The following is a 17036-nucleotide window of genomic DNA, read 5'->3' on the forward strand; positions in this document are numbered from 1 at the left end:
ATCCCGGGTGGGTGGGAGGCTCCCGCTGGAGAGTCTTGATCGTGGTGGTCTGTCCTCAGCGGTCCCGGGCCGAGGGGTCTGCGCCGGGAGGCCCGGTGGCGACACCCGGTTCGTCCGGCCCAGTTACGGTGGACCGGTGATAGCCGGGGCTTTCCAGGCGCGCCGGCGTCGTGGTGCCGCGCGGCGCGGCCACTCGCCCTGCATGCGCCACGTAACAGCCAGCCACCGAGCGAGCCAACCGATCACCGCGAGCGGGCCACGCGAACCTGATGCCCGCACCGGGCTTCCCGGCCCAGACCTCGACCCCGGAGGCTCTCCGGGTAGCTCGGCCAGCGCGATCGTCGGTTCGGCCTGGCCCGGCGTGCATCGAGGTCCCGCAGAAGATCGACGAAGCCCGTCCGTCCCTTCAGGTCGAGGAGGCCCAATGAAGGCGAATCATCAGCAGCCGGCGTGGCTGCAGCAGGCTCTTGACGAGCTGGTTGCCGAGGGGGCGCCGGGTGCACTCGCCGAGCTGCGGGACGAGCACGGCACCTGGCGAGCCGCCAGCGGGGTGGCCGAGCTGGGCACCGAGCGGCCGGTCGACCCGGCAGGCTGGTTCCGGATCGGCAGCGTGACCAAGACGTTCACCGCGACGGTCGTTCTGCAACTCGTCGCCGAGGGCCGGGTCGGGCTGGACGACACGGTCCAGCGCTGGCTGCCCGACGTCGTTCCGGGCGCGGCCGCCATCACGATCCGCCAGCTGCTGAACCACACCAGCGGGCTCTACAACTACACGCGCGATCTGACCCCGTACGGCATCCTTCGTGATCGGTTCAGACGCTGGACCCCGCACGAGGTGATCCTCCCGGCCCGCCGCAAAGCCCCTGACTTCCCGCCGGGCACTGCACGCGCCTACAACAACACGGCCTTCGTCCTGCTCGGCATGCTCATCGAGAAAGTCACCAACAGCCCCTACGGCGACCAGATCGCGCGACGAATGCTGCGTCCCCTCGATCTGCGCCGTACGAGGGACGACGTGGAGCGGTTGCCGGAACCGCACGCCCACGGCTATCTCGCGGTGGCCGGCGAACCGGTCGACGTGTCGGTCTACAACTCGTCGCAGGCCGGTTCGGCGGGCGGCATGATCTCCACGGCGGCCGACCTCAACCGGTTCTTCGCCGAGTTGCTGACCGGCAACCTGCTCGGCGTACCCGAACGGCGCGAGATGCTCGAGGGCGGCCTCGGCCTCACCAGATACGGCGTGCCCGGGGTGATGGGCAAGGACGGTGGCTTCCATGGCTACCGCACCTGGTCGTTCCACTCCACCGACGCGTCCTGGCAGTTGACCGTCTCCATGACCTTCGGCCTGACCGGTGGCCCGGCCACCGAAGAGTTCCTGGCGCGCGTGGTCAGACTGTCCGCAGGTCGAGCGTGTGCCAGGTGATCTCCTCGTAGTCACCGGTGGTCGACCACCACAGCAGGCCGCCCCGCGCGAAGGCGCCGTCCACGTTCGGGGCGATGTCGACGGTCCGGCCGGTCGCGAGGTCGTAGACGACCAGGCCCGATGCTCCGGTCACGTCGCTGGCAGGGCCGGGCTCGGCCAGGATCTCGAAGCGGTCGAGGATCGCCACGTCGGTGACGGCGGCCTGGGCGGCGCCCCCGGCGATGCGGCGGCGGTCGGAACCGTCGGGCCGCACCAGTTCGATGGCGGCCGGCGTCTCCTCTCCCATGATCATCGCCCGGCACCAGGACGGGTTGCAGGTGAGCTGGGCCAGTCCCGAGTTCGCCACGGCCACGTCCCGGTTGGTGGCCAGATTGCGCAGCCGCGGCTCGCCCGACGTGCTGCCGTCGTCGACCAGCCAAGGCCACGCCGACTGCGACCACTGGCCCGGTTCCGTACGCACGGAAACACTTCCGCCGCCGACCGGGATCGAGCGGATCTGGGTCGCCGTCGACCCGGCCGCAGCCGTCCAGCGTAGACGCCCCTCAGCGACCACCAGGTCGTACTGGGTGCCGTAGAAGACCGCGCTTCCAGTGTCGCGAGTCAGCAGGCGCGCCGCCCCACCGGCGCGCGGCGCGGTCCAGAGCCGCACGGCGGGCGACGCGGCCGTCGACTCGGCCCAGAAGAGCTGATCGTCGGTGGCCGTGAACGCCTCGAACTGCGGATTGTCGGCCAGCGACACCCGGCGTAGCTCGCGCATCCCGGCGGGGGAGCGCACCAGCAGCCGCGTCTCCGCACCGTTCGGGGCCGGCGCGGTCCCGATCGCCGTCGCCGTGTCGAGGAACATCGACGGCGAGAAGAGCGGCCCGTCGTCCAGCCCGGCCGCCATCTCGCCGCGAGCCGCGTCCGGCCAGGCCGACAAGGCGGACGTGCGCGTGGGCGCGATCGGGGCCGAGGAGCCGCCGATCGAGCCGGTGATCAACGCGGTGCCCGCTGCGAGGGCCACGGCGAGCGCCGCGATGGAAGGCCAGCGCGGCTTCACGCGTACGGCTGCTTCGGCTGGGGGACCTCTTTCCAGGTTTTCACCTCGAGGAAGGCGACGTCCACATTGTTCACCGGGTCTTTCGTTGTCTGGGCGGTGTAGACGCCGACGACCTCGACCCATGTGTCCGCCGGTACGTCGATGGGGGCGCTCCCGCTCAGCCCGAGCTTGATGGGCCGCCCGTCGGCCGCGCAGCACGACAGGACGATCCGCGCCAGCATCGGTTTGCCGTCCGGGGCGGTGGTGATGAACCCGGTCATCCGCAGGTCGCGACCCGACAGGCTCTTACCCGAGTCGAAGAGTGCCCGCGACGCGTAGTCGAGAATGCTCAGCTCGGCCGGATCCCCCTCAGGAAGCGGGGGATACGACGAGTCCCCGACCGGCGCCGCGACAACGCTGCCCGCCTGACTAGCCGCGTACGACCCCAGGGCTGGCGGCGCCACCAGCAACAACCCGAGCACCGGCAGGATGAGAAGCCACCCCACCCCGGGCGCGTGATCGTGTTCTTCTGAAGCGGAGTGACGAGACGACCGGAAGGAGTACCAGATCGTCATGACCGCCGCCGCGACCAGCAGCACCCCCGTCGCGATCAGGAAGGGCTGCAACCCCTCCTTGACGTAGCGCAGGTAGAGATCGGTGAACGAGGCACGCAGCAGCGCCCCGCCGAACAGCAGCAACAGCACGCCCTGAGTCAGCCGGCTCACCTGACATCAAGGGCGGAAACCCGGTCCTTCAGGGCCGGGAGGAAGCCCGGTACGGCCTGGCGGCGTGTCGCCATGACATCTCCTGTATTGAGGTAGAGATGTAGATTCAATGGATGATGGTGGCCGAGTTGCTGAAGCTGGCCCCGACGGGCGAGCAGATCGAGCTTCTCTCGGCCGCCATGACCGCCTGCAACCGTGCTGCCAACCGGGTGGCCGAGGTCGCGTTCGTGCAGCGCACCGCCAACAAGATCGCCTTGCAGAAGATCGTCTACGCCGACCTCAGATCGGAGTTCGGCCTGTCCGCGCAGATGGCCGTCCGAGCCATCGCGAAAGCCTGCGAGGCGTACAAGCGGGACAAGTCCATCAAGCCGGTGTTCCGGACGGGCGGTGCCGTGCAGTACGACCAGCGGATGCTGACCTGGAAGGGCCGCGACGCCGTGTCGATCCTGGCCCTGAAAGGCAGGATCATCGTCCCGGTCGTCTACCAGGGCCGGTGGACAAAGGTTCCTGGCGCTGTCGTACGGGGCCAGGCCGACTTGATCGTCCGGGACGGCAAGTGGTACCTCGCCGTTGTGATCGACGTGCCCGAGCCGCCCGGTGGCGGTGAGCCGGACGGCTGGCTCGGTGTCGATCTCGGGGTGGTCAACCTCGCCACCGACTCCGACGGCACCGCCTACTCCGGCAAGGCCGTCCGCGCCATGCGCCGTCGCCACAACCGGCTCCGCGCCAAGCTTCAGGCCATCGGCACCAAGAGCGCCAAGCGGCTGCTGAAGAAACGACGCCGCAAGGAATCCCGCTACGCGCGGGACGTGAACCACTGCATCAGCAAGGCCCTCGTCCGGACAGCCAAAGGCACCCGGCGCGGCATCAAGCTCGAAGACTTGAGCGGGATCCGCGATCGGGTAACAGTTAAGAAGGCTCAGCGGTCCGACCTGCATTCGTGGGCGTTCTTCCAGCTCCGCCAGTTTGTCGGCTACAAGGCGGCCATCGCCGGTGTGCCCTTGGCCCTGGTGGATCCGAAGAACACCGCCCGCGAGTGCCACGAGTGCAACTACATCGACAAGAAGAACCGCCGCAGCCGCGACGACTTCCTGTGCTTGAGGTGCGGGCACGCTGGCCCCGCCGACCACAACGCTGCCCGCAACATCGCGGGCAGGGCCGCTGTCATGCGGCCTGACGCGGCGTGACCTCGCAGCCAGCGGGACAACACGACTGCAAGCTCGGTCCTTCAGGGCCGAGTTCATGACAGCAGCACCACCCCGAACGCCGTACCGACGAGAACCGCCACGACGAAGGTGGCCGGAGCGAACCGCGAGGCGAACCGCCGGCCGAACACCCCCGTCTGCATCGAGATCAGTTTGAGGTCGACCATCGGACCCACCACCAGGAACACCAGCCGCGATGTGAGCGAGAACTGACTGAGCGAGGCGGCCACGAACGCGTCGGCCTCGCTGCAGATCGAGAGCAGGACGGCGAGCACGGCCAGAGCGATGACCGAGAGTACGGCGTTGGCCGCGAGACTGGTCAGCCAAGCCTCGGGCACGACGACGTTGATGGTGGCCGCGGCCGCCGCGCCGATCACGAGGAAGCCGCCCGCGTGCAGCACGTCGTGCCGGCAGGCCGCCCAGAACGCCCGCCCGCGCGAGAGGTCGTCGAGTTCCGGCCGGTGCGGGAGCTTGATCCATTCGGTCTTGCCGAGCCGCAGCCACAACCATCCGATGAGTACGGCCACCAGCAGGCTCGCGAGTCCGCGGGCGACCGCCATCTCGGGCCGCCCGGGGAACGCCACCACGGTCGCGGTCAGCACGATCGGGTTGATCGCGGGCGCGGCCAGCAGGAACGCCAGCGCGGCGGCCGGTGTGACCCCGCGCCGGATGAGCGACCCGGCGATCGGCACGCTGCCGCATTCACACCCCGGGAGTACGACTCCCGCGAGCGAGGCGGCCGGCACGGCCAGCGCCGGATGCCGCGGCAACGCCTTGGCCCAGAACGATCGGGGCACGTAGACCGCGATCACCGCCGACAGCGCAACCCCGAAGACCAGGAACGGGGCCGCCTGTACGAGCACCGAGACGAACACGGTCGTCCAGGTCTGCAACGCCGGGTCGGAGACGAGGTTCCCCAGCGGCCCGCGAAAGACGACCAGCAGCACGAGCAGCCCGGCCAGCACTTCGAGCGAGCCGACGCGGCGCTCCCGCGGAGGCGACGAGACAGGCGGTTCGTCGAGGTGGGTCGAGGGCAAGAGCTCACTCCAATGCGGTCGGCCGCGCCCCAACATACCTGCCCGCCCCGAGCCGTTCACCCGCCGGTGCGACTGTCTCCACCTGCGAATATGTTGATTTGTGCATAGGATGCTGGGCATGGCCGAACCGGTGATCATCGACTGCGATCCGGGACATGACGACGCCCTCGCGTTGCTGCTGGCGGTGGGCGACCCGCGGCTGCGGCTGCTCGGTGTCACGACCGTCGCCGGCAATCAGACCCTCGACAAGACGACCCGCAACGCGCAGAAGATCCTCGCCCTGGCCGGCGCCCACGACGTCCCCGTCGCCGCCGGCGCCGACCGTCCGCTGGTCAACGAGCTCACCGTCGCGGCCGACATCCACGGCGAGTCCGGCCTCGACGGCCCCGATCTCGACGTGCCCGTGCCCGTGCCCGTCGGCGTACACGCGGTCGAACTGCTGCGAAAGCTGATCACCGAAGCGGAAAGCCCTGTCACGCTGATCGCCCTGGGGCCGCTGACCAACGTCGCCCTGCTGTTGCGCACCTTTCCCGAGGTCACCGCCAACCTGCGCCGCATCGTCTTCATGGGCGGCTCGACGACCCGGGGCAACAGCACCCCGTACGGCGAGTTCAACATGGTCACCGACCCCGAGGCCGCCGACATCGTGCTCCGCGCGCCGATCCCGCTCACGATGATCGGCCTCAACGTGACCCACCTGGCCCTGGCCACCGACGAGATCATCGCCGAGCTGCGCGCGATCAGCCCGATCTGCGCCGAGCTGATGACGTTCTTCGCCGACGCGTACCGCCGGAATTTCGGCTTCCCTCACCCGCCGCTGCACGACCCGGTGGCCGTGGCCTACGTCCTCGACCAGACCATCGTCCCGACCGTCCGCGCCCCGATCAGCGTCGAGCTCACCGGCGTCTACACGCGAGGCGCGACCGTCGTCGATCTGCACCACCGCACCGGCCGTCCCGACAACGCCGACGTAGCTGTCGACCTTGACGTGAACGCCTTCTGGACCGTGCTGCTGAACGCGATCCGTCAGAACCCGATCGGCAACCCCGCGTAGTTCTCGGCCAGCCCGGTCGCGCCGGCCGCCGACGACGTCACCCACCGCAGTTGCGACAGTTGCAACTGAGCGTCGAACGGATCCCCGCTCGCGTGCAGCATCGTCGTCATCCACCACGAGAAGTGCGTGCATCGCCAGACACGGCGCAGAGCGTCGTCCGAATAGCTGTCGGCCAGGCGCGCATCCCCGTCCCGCAGCAACGCCACCAGCGCCCGGCTCAGCAAGGCCACGTCGGCGATGGCCAGGTTCAGTCCCTTCGCGCCGGTCGGCGGCACGATGTGCGCCGCGTCCCCGGCCAGGAACAACCGCCCGCTGCGCATGGGCGTCTGCACGTAACTGCGCATCGGCAACACGCTCTTGTCGGTGATCGGCCCCGGCGTCAGCTTCCACCCGTCCTGCCCGTGCCCGAGCCGCGTGGCCAGCGCGCTCCAGATCCGGTCATCCGACCAGTCGGCCACGTCCGTACCGTTCGGCACCTGCAGGTAGAGCCGGCTGACGGTGGGCGACCGCATCGAGTGCAGAGCGAACCCGTCGGGGTGCCACGCGTAGATCAGCTCGTCGGTCGAGGGCGCCACATCGACCAGGACCCCCAGCCATGAGTACGGATACACGCGCTCGAACTGCTGCTCCGGCGCGGCCGCCGCCCGAGACACCCCGAACGACCCGTCACATCCCGCGATGGCGTCCACGTCGAGCCGCTGCGACACCCCCGCGGAGTCCACGAAGGTCACCGCCGACTCGTGCAGCACCACGTCGCTGACCTCGTAGTGCACGACCGCCGTCGCCGCCGCCACGAGATCCTTCTGCACCTCGGTCTGCCCGTAGACCCACACGCTGCGCCCGGCCAGGTCGACGAAGTCGAGGTGGTGCCGCTCGCCGGGCATCTGCAGATAGATCCCGCGGTGCTCGTGCCCCTCCGCGCGCAGCCGGGAGCCCAGCCCCACCGATTCGAGCAGCTCGACGCTCGAGCTCTCCAGAATCCCGGCCCGGATGCGCGCGGCCACATATTCCTGGGACCTTGTCTCGAGCACGACCGCGTCGACGCCGCCGCGATGCAGCAGGTGGGCGAGGAGCAGTCCGGCCGGGCCGGCGCCGATGATGGCGACCTGGGTTCGCATAAGCCACAGCCAACGTCAGCCGGGCCCGTGCGGCAAGAGCCTATTTCCATTCAGCAGAAGCCAGCGTACGACCGATCCCGCGCGCGGCGACCTTCAGAGCCGACACGAGGCGGGCCTGTTCGCGGCGCAGATCCGGCACGACGATGCCGAGCGCGGCCACCACGTCGTCCCCGCCCCGCACCGGCACGGCCACCGAACACGCGCCCAGGCTCATCTCCTCGCCCGTGGTCGCGTACCCCTCGGCCCGCACCCGTACGAGCTGCGAGGCGAGCCGGGCCGGTTGGGTGATCGTGTAGGCCGTGACCCGGGTCAGCCGCGCGAACGCCTCGGCGCGAACGTCCTCAGGGGCGTACGCCAGAAGGACTTTGCCGACGCCGGTCGCGTGCAACGGAAGCCGCGTGCCGATCTCGCTGACCACCGGCACCGACTCGTGCCCGGCCAGCCGGTCGACATAGAGCACCTCGCAGCCGTCGCGGACCGCGAGATGCACCGTGGCCAGCGTCGCGCCGTACAAATCGTGCAGGAACGGAGACGCCACCTGCCGCAGGCCCGACTGCATGGGGGAGAGGAGCCCGAGGTCCCACAGCCGGCGCCCGATCACGTATTCGCCCGACGGCAACCGCGACAGAGCGCCCCACCTGTGCAGCTCGCCGACCAGCCGGTGCGCCGTCGCCAGGGGCAGCCCGGCCCGGCGCGCGAGCGCGCTGAGGGTGAGGCGGCGGTGCTCGGGATCGAACGCGCCCAGCAGGTCGAGCGCCCGCGACGTCACGCTGGGAGCCATGACCACCTCTTCCGTTCAGTGGAAGGCAAGTATCGTCTCGCCGCCCTCGACTGGTCTAGCGTCGCCAACGTGACGACCCAGGCGGACATCAATCGCGAGATCGAGGAGTTGCGCGGGAGCGGCGGACCGCAACCGCGCCTGGACTACCCGCCCTACCGCAGCAGCGTGCTGCGCCACCCGACCAGGGAGAAACACCTCGTCGACCCGGAGGGCGTCGAGCTGTGGGCCCCCTGCTTCGGCCACGCCGACGTCGGCGGCACCGAATCCGACCTGACCATCCAGCACGCGGGGGAGCCGCTCGGTGAACGCATCGTCGTCACCGGTCGCGTCGTCGACGGCGAGGGCCGGCCGGTGCGCAACCAGCTCGTCGAGATCTGGCAGGCGAACGCGTCGGGCCGCTACTGGCACCAGCGCGACCAGCATCCGGCGCCGCTCGACCCGAACTTCACCGGCGCCGGCCGCTGCCTGACCGACGGCGACGGCGTCTACACGTTCCAGACCATCAGGCCCGGCGCCTACCCGTGGCGCAACCACGTCAACGCGTGGCGGCCCGCGCACATCCACTTCTCGCTGTTCGGCACCGACTTCACCCAGCGCCTGGTCACCCAGATGTACTTTCCCGGCGACCCGCTCTTCGACCAGGACCCGATCTATCAGTCGGTCACCGACCAGAAGGCCCGTGACCTGCTCGTCGCCGCCTACGACCATTCGCTGACGACGCCCGAATACCGTCTCGGCTACCGCTGGGACATCGTGCTCAGCGGCACCCACCGCACGCCCCTGGAGGACTCGTGACTTCCGCGCCCGGTCAGACCGTCGGGCCGTTCTTCCACCTGGGCCTGCCGTTCGACGGCGGCAATCTTCTGGTTCCCCCGGGCCACCCCCAGGGCGTACGTCTCCACGGCCGCGTTTTCGACGGCGAGGGCAACGGGGTTCCCGACGCCCTCATCGAGATCTGGCAGACCGACCCGTCCGGCCGCGTTCCCCGTGAGACGGGTTCGATCCGCCGCGACGGTTACACGTTCACCGGGTGGGGCCGCGCGCAGACCGACGACGGCGGGCACTACTGGTTCTCGACCCTGCTGCCCGGCAGCCCTTTCTTCGCGGTCACCGTCTTCGCCCGCGGGCTGACCGACCGCCTGTTCACCCGCGCGTACCTGCCCGATCCCGGACCCGACGCGTTGCTCGACGGGCTCGAACCGGCCCGCCGCGCTACGCTGATCACCACCCGCGAGGAGCATGGTCTGCTCTTCGACATCCACCTGCAGGGCGAGGGTGAGACGGTGTTCCTGAGCTATCCCGGGCAGGCGCGATGAGCCGGCGCCTATGAGCGACCTGCTCTGGCCCGGTGACGCCCGCAGCGGCGACCTCTTCACTGACGCGAGCGTGCTCTCGGCCCTGCTGCGGGTCGAGAGCGCCTGGGTCGACACCGACCTGTCCTCCCTGGCCGGCCCCGACGACCTGGGGTTTCTGTCGACCGCGGCCGAGCAGGGCGGCAACCCCGTCATCCCCCTGCTCGCCCTGCTGCGCGAACGGCTCGGCGAAGACCCCCTGGCCAAGACCCTGCACCGGGGCCTGACCAGTCAGGACGTGCTCGACACGGCGCTCGTGCTGTGCGCGCGTGACGCGGCCGCCCGTCTCCGCGACGAGCTGGACGCGCAGGTCACGACCCTCGCCGCGCTGGCCGACCGGCACCGCCGCACCGACATGGCCGGCCGCACCCTCACCCAGCACGCCGTTCCGATCACCTTCGGCCTCAAGGTCGCCGGCTGGCTTGAGGGAGTGCTCGACGCCCGCACGGTCCTGCACGCCGCCGCCGACCTCCCGGCCCAGTTCGGCGGGGCGGCCGGCAGCCTGGCCGCGCTGGTGGCCGCGGAGGGATCGACCGACCGGGTCACCGCGGCCGCCGCCCGGCTGGGCCTGCCTCTCCGGGAGCCGTGGCACACCAGCCGGGCGCCCTTCACCCGCTTCGGCGACGCCCTCGTGACCTGCACCGACGCGTGGGGCCGCATCGCCGCCGACGTCCTCGTGGGCGCGCGACCCGAGATCGGCGAGCTGCGCGAGGGCCGCGGCGGCGGATCGTCGGCCATGCCCAACAAGCAGAACCCGGTGCTTTCTGTCCTGCTGCGCCGCGCCGCCCTGGCCGGGCCCCCGCTCGCCGCGACCCTGCACACGGCGGCCGCGACAATGGTCGACGAACGTGCCGACGGCGCCTGGCACCTCGAGTGGCCTGCCCTGCGCACGCTCGCTCGGCGTACGGTCGCCGCCGCCTCGCAGGCCACCGAGCTGTTGCGGGGCCTGCGCGTCGACGAGGCACGGATGGCCGCCACGCTCGCCGCCGCCCGCCCGGGCATCGAGGCCGAGCAACGCGAGTACGAGACTCCCGGCGGGCCCTACCGCGGTGCCACCGACGAGATCATCGACGCCGCGGTGAAGCGGGCGGAGGAGAGGCCATGCTGACCGCCACCACGATCGTCGACGCCCCCGACCGCCCGTTGCTGCTGCTCGGCCCGTCGCTGGGGACCTCGGCCGAGACGCTGTGGCGGCGCTGCGCCGAACGCCTCGAGGGCCGGCACCACGTGGTCGGCTGGGACCTTCCCGGCCACGGGGCGAGCAAACCCGCGCACGGCGGCTTCGGCATCGCCGGTCTGGCCCGCGGCGTGCTCACCCTGGCCGACAAGCTGCGTCCGGGCCAGCCCTTCCGCTACGCGGGCGTCTCCGTCGGCGGCGCGGTCGGCCTGCAACTCCTGCTCGACGCGCCGGCCCGGGTCGAGTCGGCCGCCCTCATCTGCACCAGCGCCAAGATCGGCGAGAGCACCGGGTGGCGGCAACGAGCCGAGACCGTACGGGCCGACGGCACCCACGCCGTCGTCGGCGCGTCCCAGCAGCGGTGGTTCGCGGCCGGCTTCACCCAGCACGCGCCCGCCGTCGTGACCGCCCTGCTCGACGTGCTGCGCGGCGCCGACCCGGAGAGCTACGCGCTGGTCTGCGAGGCCCTGGCCGCGTTCGACGTGCGCGACCGCCTGGGCGAGATCACCGCACCGGTCCTCGCGATCGCCGGGGCCGACGACCTGCCGACACCGCCCGAGGGCCTGGCCCGCATCGCCGCCGGGGTTCGTAACGGCCGTCTGGTCGTACTGGAGAAGGTCGCTCACCTGGCCCCCGCCGAGCGGCCCGACGAGGTGGCGTCGCTGCTCGACGAGCACTTCGGCGGGCCGGCCACCCTCGACCGGGTGCGCGAGGCCGGCATGACCGTGCGGCGGCAGGTTCTCGGCGACGAGCACGTCGACCGGGCCATCGCCGCGACGACACCGTTCACCCGCGATTTCCAAGAGCTGATCACCGCGTACGCCTGGGGGGAGATCTGGACCCGCCCCGGGCTGGACCGGCGCAGCCGTTCGATGATTACGCTGACGGCGCTGGTGGCGCTCGGCCACCACGAGGAACTGGCGATGCACGTGCGCGCCGCCCGCACCAACGGGCTCACCGACGACGAGATCAAGGAAGTTCTGTTGCAGACCGCGATCTACTGCGGCGTGCCGGCCGCGAACACCGCCTTCCGCATCGCCCAGCGCGTGCTCGGCGAGACGTCGTGACCGCCACGCTCACGACGGCCCTCGACGCCGTGTCGGCCGTCAAGGAGGGCGACACCGTACTGGTCGGCGGGTTCGGCATGGCCGGAATGCCCGTCGAGCTGATGGACGCCCTCATCGAGTACGGCGCCGGCGACCTCACCATCGTCAGCAACAACGCCGGCAACGGTGACACCGGCCTGGCCGCACTTTTGGCCGCGGGACGCGTACGGAAAGTGGTCTGCTCCTTCCCCCGGCAGGCCGACTCGTGGGTGTTCGACGGGCTCTACCGCGCCGGCAAGATCGAGCTCGAGGTCGTGCCGCAGGGCAACCTGGCCGAACGGATGCGTGCCGCCGGGGCCGGCATCGGCGCGTTCTTCAGCCCCACCGGGGTCGGCACGCCGCTCGCCGAGGGCAAGGAGTCCCGCGTCATCGACGGCCGGGAATACCTGCTGGAATACCCGATCCGCGGTGACGTCGCGCTGATCCGCGCGCACATCGCCGACAGCATGGGCAACCTGGTCTACCGCAAGACGGCCCGCAACTTCGGCCCGGTCATGGCGACCGCCGCCGCCCTGACGATCGCCCAGGTCTCGAAGGTCGTCGAGGTGGGCGCGATCGATCCCGAGGTGGTCGTGACCCCGGCCATCTACGTCGACCGGCTCGTGGAGGTGGCGCGGTGAGCCTCACCCGCGAAGAGATGGCCCGCATCGTCGCCCGCGACATTCCCGACGGCAGCTACGTCAACCTGGGCATCGGCCAGCCCACGACGGTCGCCGACTTCCTGCGCCCCGGCAGCGGCGTCGTGCTGCACACCGAGAACGGGATGCTCGGCATGGGCCGCCCGGCCGTCGGCGACGAGATCGACCCCGACCTCACCAACGCCGGTAAGCAGCCGGTCACCGAACTGCCCGGCGCCTCCTACTTCCACCACGCCGACTCGTTCGCCATGATGCGCGGCGGTCACCTCGACGTCTGCATCATGGGCGCGTTCCAGGTGTCCGCCGGCGGTGATCTGGCCAACTGGTCGACCGGCGCCCCCGACGCGATCCCGGCCGTGGGCGGGGCCATGGACCTCGCCATCGGGGCCAAGCAGGTATTCGTGATGATGACACTGTTCGCCAAGGACGGAAGCCCGAAACTCGTGCCCTCGTGCACCTATCCGCTGACCGGCCGCGGCTGCGTGAGCAGGGTTTACACCGACGTGGCGACGTTCGCGCCGGGGGCGGACGTCGTACGGGTCGTGGAGACCTTCGGGATCTCGATCGAGGAGCTGTCGACACGGCTCGATGTGCCACTGGTATCTTCCCCGTGAATTCCACGTGATCAATACCTGACATCGCTCGGTGATCCACTTCTCACGCTGAAAGTTTGCGCGGCGTGAAAGCTCCGGACGATCCTGGGAGGTCCGTCTCGCCGGACCCCTCGGCGAGATCGTCTGGAGGTACAGGTGAGCGGCACAACGATGCGTCGCGCGCTACGAGAGCTCGTCCTCGTCGCCGCGCTGTTCCTCGCGTACAAAATGGGCCGTCTGCTCGTCGACGGCCACACGGCCGAGGCGGTGACCAACGCGTCGGCGGTCTGGAACTTCGAACGCGCGCTCCATCTGCCCAACGAGGCCGGCCTGCAAGCCGGCCTTCTTCATCACGAGTTCTGGGTGCGGGCCGCCAACTGCTTCTACGCGTACGTCCACTTCCCGGCGACCGCCGTCGCGTTGATCTGGATGTACGTCCGCAAGCCCGACACCTACCTCTGGATGCGCCGCACGCTCGCCACCCTGACCGCGTTCGCGCTGGTCATCCACGCGCTCTACCCGCTCGCCCCGCCGCGCATGCTGACCTGGGCCGGGCTGGTCGACACCGGCCGTCTCCTCGGACCGTCCGTGTACGGCTCACCCGACACCGACACGCTCAGCAACCAGTACGCGGCCATGCCGTCACTGCACGTCGGCTGGGCCATCGTGGTCGCCCTCGCGCTGGCGACGACCACGGCCGGCTGGCGGCGCTGGCTGTGGCTCGCCCACCCCGCCCTCACCCTGATCGTCGTCGTGGTGACCGGCAACCACTACTGGGTCGACGCCCTCGCCGTGATGGCCCTGCTCGCCGTCGTCCACCTGCTCGTGCCCTGCTCCACGACGGCCGCCGACCGGCTCGTCATCCCCGCTCAGCCCGCGGGGCTGCGTACCTCAGAACTCCCCCAACGTAGGTGAGGTCGACCCTCGCGTCCCCGATCTCCTCAGGCGGCGCGGCGAACAGGTCCCGGTCCAGCACGACCAGGTCGGCTCTCCTGTTCTTCTGCAGGACGCCGTCGGTCCTGTTCACGTAGGCCGACCCGGCCGTATAGGCGGTCAACGCCGTACGCAGATCAAGCGCCTGCCCCGGCAGGAAACGCGCACGCTTCTCGTGAGGAAGCACGCGGTTGACGGCCACGTGGATGCCCTGCAGCGGGTCGGGCGAGCTGACCGGCCAGTCGCTGCCACCCGCGAGCCGCGCCCCCGCCCGGTGCAGGTCGCCGAACGGGTACTGCCGGGTGACCGCGGCCGGGTCGAGGAACGGGATGGTGAGGTCATCCATCTGCGGCTCGTGGGCGGCCCAGTAAGGCTGCATGTTCGCGGTCGCTCCGAGCTGGGCGAACCGCGGGATGTCGTCGGGGTGCACGACCTGCAGGTGAGCCAGATGGGGACGGGTGTTGCTCGGGCCGTTGGCCTCACGGGCGGCCTCGACGGCGTCGAGGGCGTCACGAACCGCGCGGTCGCCCAGCGCGTGGAAGTGAGTCTGGAAGCCCCGGTGGTCCAGCTCGGTGACGTAACGGGGGAGCGCCTCAGGGTCGATGAACGACAGACCCCGGTTCGTGGTCGCATGCCCGCAGGCGTCACGGTAGGGCTCGGTCATCGCGGCCGTGAAGTTCTCGGCGATGCCGTCGAGCATCAGCTTCACCGAGGTGCACCGCAGATTGCCCACGGTCAGGCTCAGCCGCTTCTCGACCAGCTCGGCGATCTGCTCGGCGTCCCTGTCCCGATCCCACCACAGCGCGCCGACGACCGTGGCCGTCAGAGTGCCGTCGTTCGCCGCCCTGACGTACGCGTCGGAGACATCGGCGTACCCGTTGGCCGCGGCGACCATGGCGTCCTGCCAGGCGGTGATGCCCAGTGCGTGCAGCAGCTCCTGCGCCCGCAGCAGACCCGCATAGAAGTCGTCGGGCGAGGTCTCGGGCACGTCGACCAGAGCCATCGCCCCCTCCTGGAGCGCGCCGATCGGGGTGCCGTCGGGCTCCCGGTCGATGCGCCCGCTCGACGGGTCGGGGGTGCTCGCCGTTATGCCCGCCCTCTCGAGGGTGAGCGTGTTGACCCAGGCGGCGTGATGATCGCGGTTGAGCAGGAAGACCGGACGGCCAGGCACCACCTGGTCGAGCAGACGCCGGTCAGGGATGCCGTTGGGGAAGCTCTCCATCGACCAGCCGCCGCCCAGAATCCACTCGGCCAGCGGGTTACGGTCGGCGTAGTCCCGGATGCGCCGCAGGTACTCGTCGAGGTCGGTCGTGCCGGTCAGATCGCACTGCCCGAGCTCGACCCCACCCATGACGGCGTGGATGTGCGCGTCCTGAAACCCCGGCAGGAGCAGGCGGCCAGCGAGATCGACCCGCTCGGTTCCTGGCCCCACGAGATCTCCCAGGTCGTCCCCGACCGCCAGGATCCGCCCGTCCTTCACCGCCAGCGCCGACGGGGGCCGCTCTTGACCCGCATCTCGCCCGCCGGCACCCGCCGTGAAGACGTGCCCATCGGTGAAGACCAGATCAGCGTGCGTCATAGAAGCTCCGATCGCAAAGGCAAGCCCGCCCCGGGCATGCGATTGCACCACCGCCCGCCCCCAGGCTCAAGCCCCCACCGGACCGCCAGCGCTGCTCCGCTGACCGCCGGCCCTTCGCCGGACTGCCCGGCCCTTCGCCGGACTGCCCGGCCCTTCGCCGGGTCGCCAATCCCGGTCGGGCCGCCAGTCCTTCATCGGACCGCCAGCCTCCACCATGCCGGTAGTCCCCAATACGGCCGTTGGCGAGCCTTTAGGGTCGAGGTCTGTCCGCGGACGCTCGATGCAGGCAGCAGGCATCCGGTTCGCATGGCCCGGTTGCCGCGCAGACCATCCGAGCTGCCCCCGCCGTCGTAGAGCAGCTGCGGCGCGGCCGGTCGCGGCAACCGGCGGGTCGCCGCCGTCCCTAAGACCAGCATGTAGGCCTCTCCCCGGCTTGATTTTTGTGCTGATCCTTGATGTAGGCGCTACGAACGCGATCGAGGGGCCTGCTCCCTGGATCTTGGATTGATCATGGGAAGGAAGGGCCCGCTCTCCTGGAACTGAGACCTGTCGTCCGGCCGCACGACGGCGACCGCGGCCAAGAAGCAGTTCGACGTCTACCTGAGCCGGGCAAGCGACGCCGTCGGCACCATCCACGCCGCCTGCGGCCAACCCAGATGATGAGCTGACCCCACGACGACAGACCTTCACGGCGAAAGCTGCCTAGCGTCCATCCGAGCGGGGCCCTCCCACCCGGGGGTACGGCGACCCTATGGCTTGTTGCGAGGGGAGGCCCGGTTTTCCACAGACGCTGGTTTTCCACAGGCGCGGGCGGGTGCTGAGGGGCGCCTGACGAAAGTGACGCACACCATCGGGGGTTCGATTTGGTGGTTGGGGGTTCGCCTAGTAATGTTTTCCGAGCCGCCAGGGAGACGGGCGAGCGAGCGGGACTCTTCGGAGGCCCGGCGCGGCCGTCCTGGAGGAATCCACGAAAGTTCAGCAGGATGTATCGCTGCGTCGATTTTGGTGCGTGGTGGGTTCTGGGGGGTTCGTGGTGCCTGAACGGTTTTCGGTTTTGGCAAATTCGGGCACTGACCTGGATTTGGCGGAACGGGAAGCGGCGGGTAAGGTTTTAGAAGCGCCCGGGGGAAAGCAACCGGGCGGGTTTGAGAAATACTCCGGTGCGGTTGGCCGGGTGTGGTTGTTCTTTGAGAACTCAACAGGGTGCTTGATAAGCCAGTGCCAATTAGTAATACCCCGGCCGGCTTGCCTTGTTTTGCGGGGTCGAGTTTGGTGGGAGATTCCTTTGGCAACATTT

General features: G+C 70.0%; 16 protein-coding genes. 10 read left to right on the forward strand and 6 right to left on the reverse strand.

The annotated features are described in order from the left end of the window. The first annotated feature begins 424 nt into the window (after positions 1 to 424). Positions 425 to 1423, forward strand: coding sequence for a serine hydrolase domain-containing protein (locus EER30_RS28895; protein WP_164842513.1), 999 nt, complete (start codon positions 425 to 427; stop codon positions 1421 to 1423). Here EER30_RS28895 and EER30_RS28900 read toward each other — a convergent pair. Together EER30_RS28900 and EER30_RS28905 are read right to left on the reverse strand one after the other, a co-directional pair. Next, complete coding sequence (locus EER30_RS28900; RefSeq protein ID WP_127503763.1) at positions 1389 to 2462, reverse strand: hypothetical protein; 1074 nt, start codon at positions 2460 to 2462, stop codon at positions 1389 to 1391. The two genes, EER30_RS28895 and EER30_RS28900, sit on opposite strands and share 35 nt — an antisense overlap. Continuing rightward, entirely contained in the window at positions 2459 to 3166 is a 708-nt protein-coding gene (locus EER30_RS28905) for a TIGR03943 family putative permease subunit (protein ID WP_127503764.1), read from the reverse strand. Before EER30_RS28905 ends, EER30_RS28900 begins: the two co-directional genes overlap by 4 nt. A 113-nt stretch (positions 3167 to 3279) precedes the next feature. On the opposite strand from EER30_RS28905, the gene EER30_RS28910 reads away from it, so the two are divergent. After that, a complete protein-coding gene (locus tag EER30_RS28910; RefSeq protein WP_127503765.1) occupies positions 3280 to 4353 on the forward strand; it encodes an RNA-guided endonuclease InsQ/TnpB family protein in 1074 nt (357 codons plus the stop codon). Between the two features lie 53 nt (positions 4354 to 4406). Here the strand turns inward: EER30_RS28910 and EER30_RS28915 are convergent, their stop codons facing one another. Next, positions 4407 to 5408 (reverse strand): permease, encoded by a 1002-nt coding sequence (locus EER30_RS28915; protein ID WP_240670365.1) that lies wholly within the window; start codon positions 5406 to 5408, stop codon positions 4407 to 4409. 118 nt (positions 5409 to 5526) lie between these two features. Between EER30_RS28915 and EER30_RS28920 the strand changes: the two genes are divergently transcribed. Beyond that, on the forward strand, positions 5527 to 6462 hold the full coding sequence (locus EER30_RS28920; protein ID WP_127503767.1) for a nucleoside hydrolase: 936 nt from the start codon (positions 5527 to 5529) through the stop codon (positions 6460 to 6462). Here the strand turns inward: EER30_RS28920 and EER30_RS28925 are convergent. Both EER30_RS28925 and EER30_RS28930 read right to left on the reverse strand, forming a co-directional pair. Beyond that, on the reverse strand, positions 6435 to 7580 hold the full coding sequence (locus EER30_RS28925; protein WP_127503768.1) for a 4-hydroxybenzoate 3-monooxygenase: 1146 nt from the start codon (positions 7578 to 7580) through the stop codon (positions 6435 to 6437). The two genes, EER30_RS28920 and EER30_RS28925, sit on opposite strands and share 28 nt — an antisense overlap. 40 nt (positions 7581 to 7620) lie before the next feature. Next, the gene (locus EER30_RS28930) at positions 7621 to 8361 is read right to left on the reverse strand and encodes an IclR family transcriptional regulator (protein WP_127503769.1); all 741 of its coding nucleotides are present in this window, start codon (positions 8359 to 8361) and stop codon (positions 7621 to 7623) included. A 69-nt stretch (positions 8362 to 8430) separates the two neighbouring features. Between EER30_RS28930 and pcaH the strand changes: the two genes are divergently transcribed. From pcaH to EER30_RS28965, 7 genes are all read left to right on the forward strand, one after another. Then, a complete protein-coding gene (gene pcaH / locus EER30_RS28935; protein WP_127503770.1) occupies positions 8431 to 9156 on the forward strand; it encodes a protocatechuate 3,4-dioxygenase subunit beta in 726 nt (241 codons plus the stop codon). Continuing rightward, entirely contained in the window at positions 9153 to 9677 is a 525-nt protein-coding gene (gene pcaG, locus EER30_RS28940) for a protocatechuate 3,4-dioxygenase subunit alpha (RefSeq protein ID WP_127503771.1), read from the forward strand. The genes pcaH and pcaG overlap by 4 nt, the downstream gene beginning before the upstream one ends. Before the next feature lie 10 nt (positions 9678 to 9687). After that, positions 9688 to 10821 carry a lyase family protein gene (locus EER30_RS28945; RefSeq protein ID WP_127503772.1) on the forward strand — a complete coding sequence of 378 codons (1134 nt, stop codon included), beginning with the start codon at positions 9688 to 9690 and terminating at the stop codon, positions 10819 to 10821. Then, the gene (gene pcaDC / locus EER30_RS28950; RefSeq protein ID WP_127503773.1) at positions 10815 to 11957 is read left to right on the forward strand and encodes a bifunctional 3-oxoadipate enol-lactonase/4-carboxymuconolactone decarboxylase PcaDC; all 1143 of its coding nucleotides are present in this window, start codon (positions 10815 to 10817) and stop codon (positions 11955 to 11957) included. Before EER30_RS28945 ends, pcaDC begins: the two co-directional genes overlap by 7 nt. Beyond that, complete coding sequence (locus tag EER30_RS28955) at positions 11954 to 12616, forward strand: 3-oxoacid CoA-transferase subunit A (protein WP_127503774.1); 663 nt, start codon at positions 11954 to 11956, stop codon at positions 12614 to 12616. The genes pcaDC and EER30_RS28955 overlap by 4 nt, the downstream gene beginning before the upstream one ends. Further along, positions 12613 to 13248 (forward strand): 3-oxoacid CoA-transferase subunit B, encoded by a 636-nt coding sequence (locus EER30_RS28960; RefSeq protein ID WP_284699724.1) that lies wholly within the window; start codon positions 12613 to 12615, stop codon positions 13246 to 13248. The genes EER30_RS28955 and EER30_RS28960 overlap by 4 nt, the downstream gene beginning before the upstream one ends. A gap of 135 nt (positions 13249 to 13383) precedes the next feature. Further along, entirely contained in the window at positions 13384 to 14142 is a 759-nt protein-coding gene (locus EER30_RS28965) for a phosphatase PAP2 family protein (protein WP_240670366.1), read from the forward strand. Here the strand turns inward: EER30_RS28965 and EER30_RS28970 are convergent. After that, positions 14087 to 15739: an amidohydrolase gene (locus EER30_RS28970; protein WP_127503775.1), complete on the reverse strand. Its 1653-nt coding sequence runs from the start codon at positions 15737 to 15739 to the stop codon at positions 14087 to 14089. The genes EER30_RS28965 and EER30_RS28970 overlap by 56 nt on opposite strands. Positions 15740 to 17036: the final 1297 nt, after the last annotated feature.

The organism is Actinoplanes solisilvae, assembly GCF_003999975.1.
Classification (GTDB): domain Bacteria; phylum Actinomycetota; class Actinomycetes; order Mycobacteriales; family Micromonosporaceae; genus Actinoplanes; species Actinoplanes solisilvae.

What these genes read in the sequence shown, in the direction of transcription:
- EER30_RS28895 (WP_164842513.1), top strand. Translation starts at nt 425, where the DNA reads ATGAAGGCGAATCATCAGCAGCCGGCGTGGCTGCAGCAGGCTCTTGAC.
- EER30_RS28910 (WP_127503765.1), top strand. Translation starts at nt 3,280, where the DNA reads ATGATGGTGGCCGAGTTGCTGAAGCTGGCCCCGACGGGCGAGCAGATC.
- EER30_RS28920 (WP_127503767.1), top strand. Translation starts at nt 5,527, where the DNA reads ATGGCCGAACCGGTGATCATCGACTGCGATCCGGGACATGACGACGCC.
- EER30_RS28925 (WP_127503768.1), bottom strand. Translation starts at nt 7,580, where the DNA reads ATGCGAACCCAGGTCGCCATCATCGGCGCCGGCCCGGCCGGACTGCTC.
- EER30_RS28930 (WP_127503769.1), bottom strand. Translation starts at nt 8,361, where the DNA reads ATGGCTCCCAGCGTGACGTCGCGGGCGCTCGACCTGCTGGGCGCGTTC.
- EER30_RS28945 (WP_127503772.1), top strand. Translation starts at nt 9,688, where the DNA reads ATGAGCGACCTGCTCTGGCCCGGTGACGCCCGCAGCGGCGACCTCTTC.
- pcaDC (WP_127503773.1), top strand. Translation starts at nt 10,815, where the DNA reads ATGCTGACCGCCACCACGATCGTCGACGCCCCCGACCGCCCGTTGCTG.
- EER30_RS28970 (WP_127503775.1), bottom strand. Translation starts at nt 15,739, where the DNA reads ATGACGCACGCTGATCTGGTCTTCACCGATGGGCACGTCTTCACGGCG.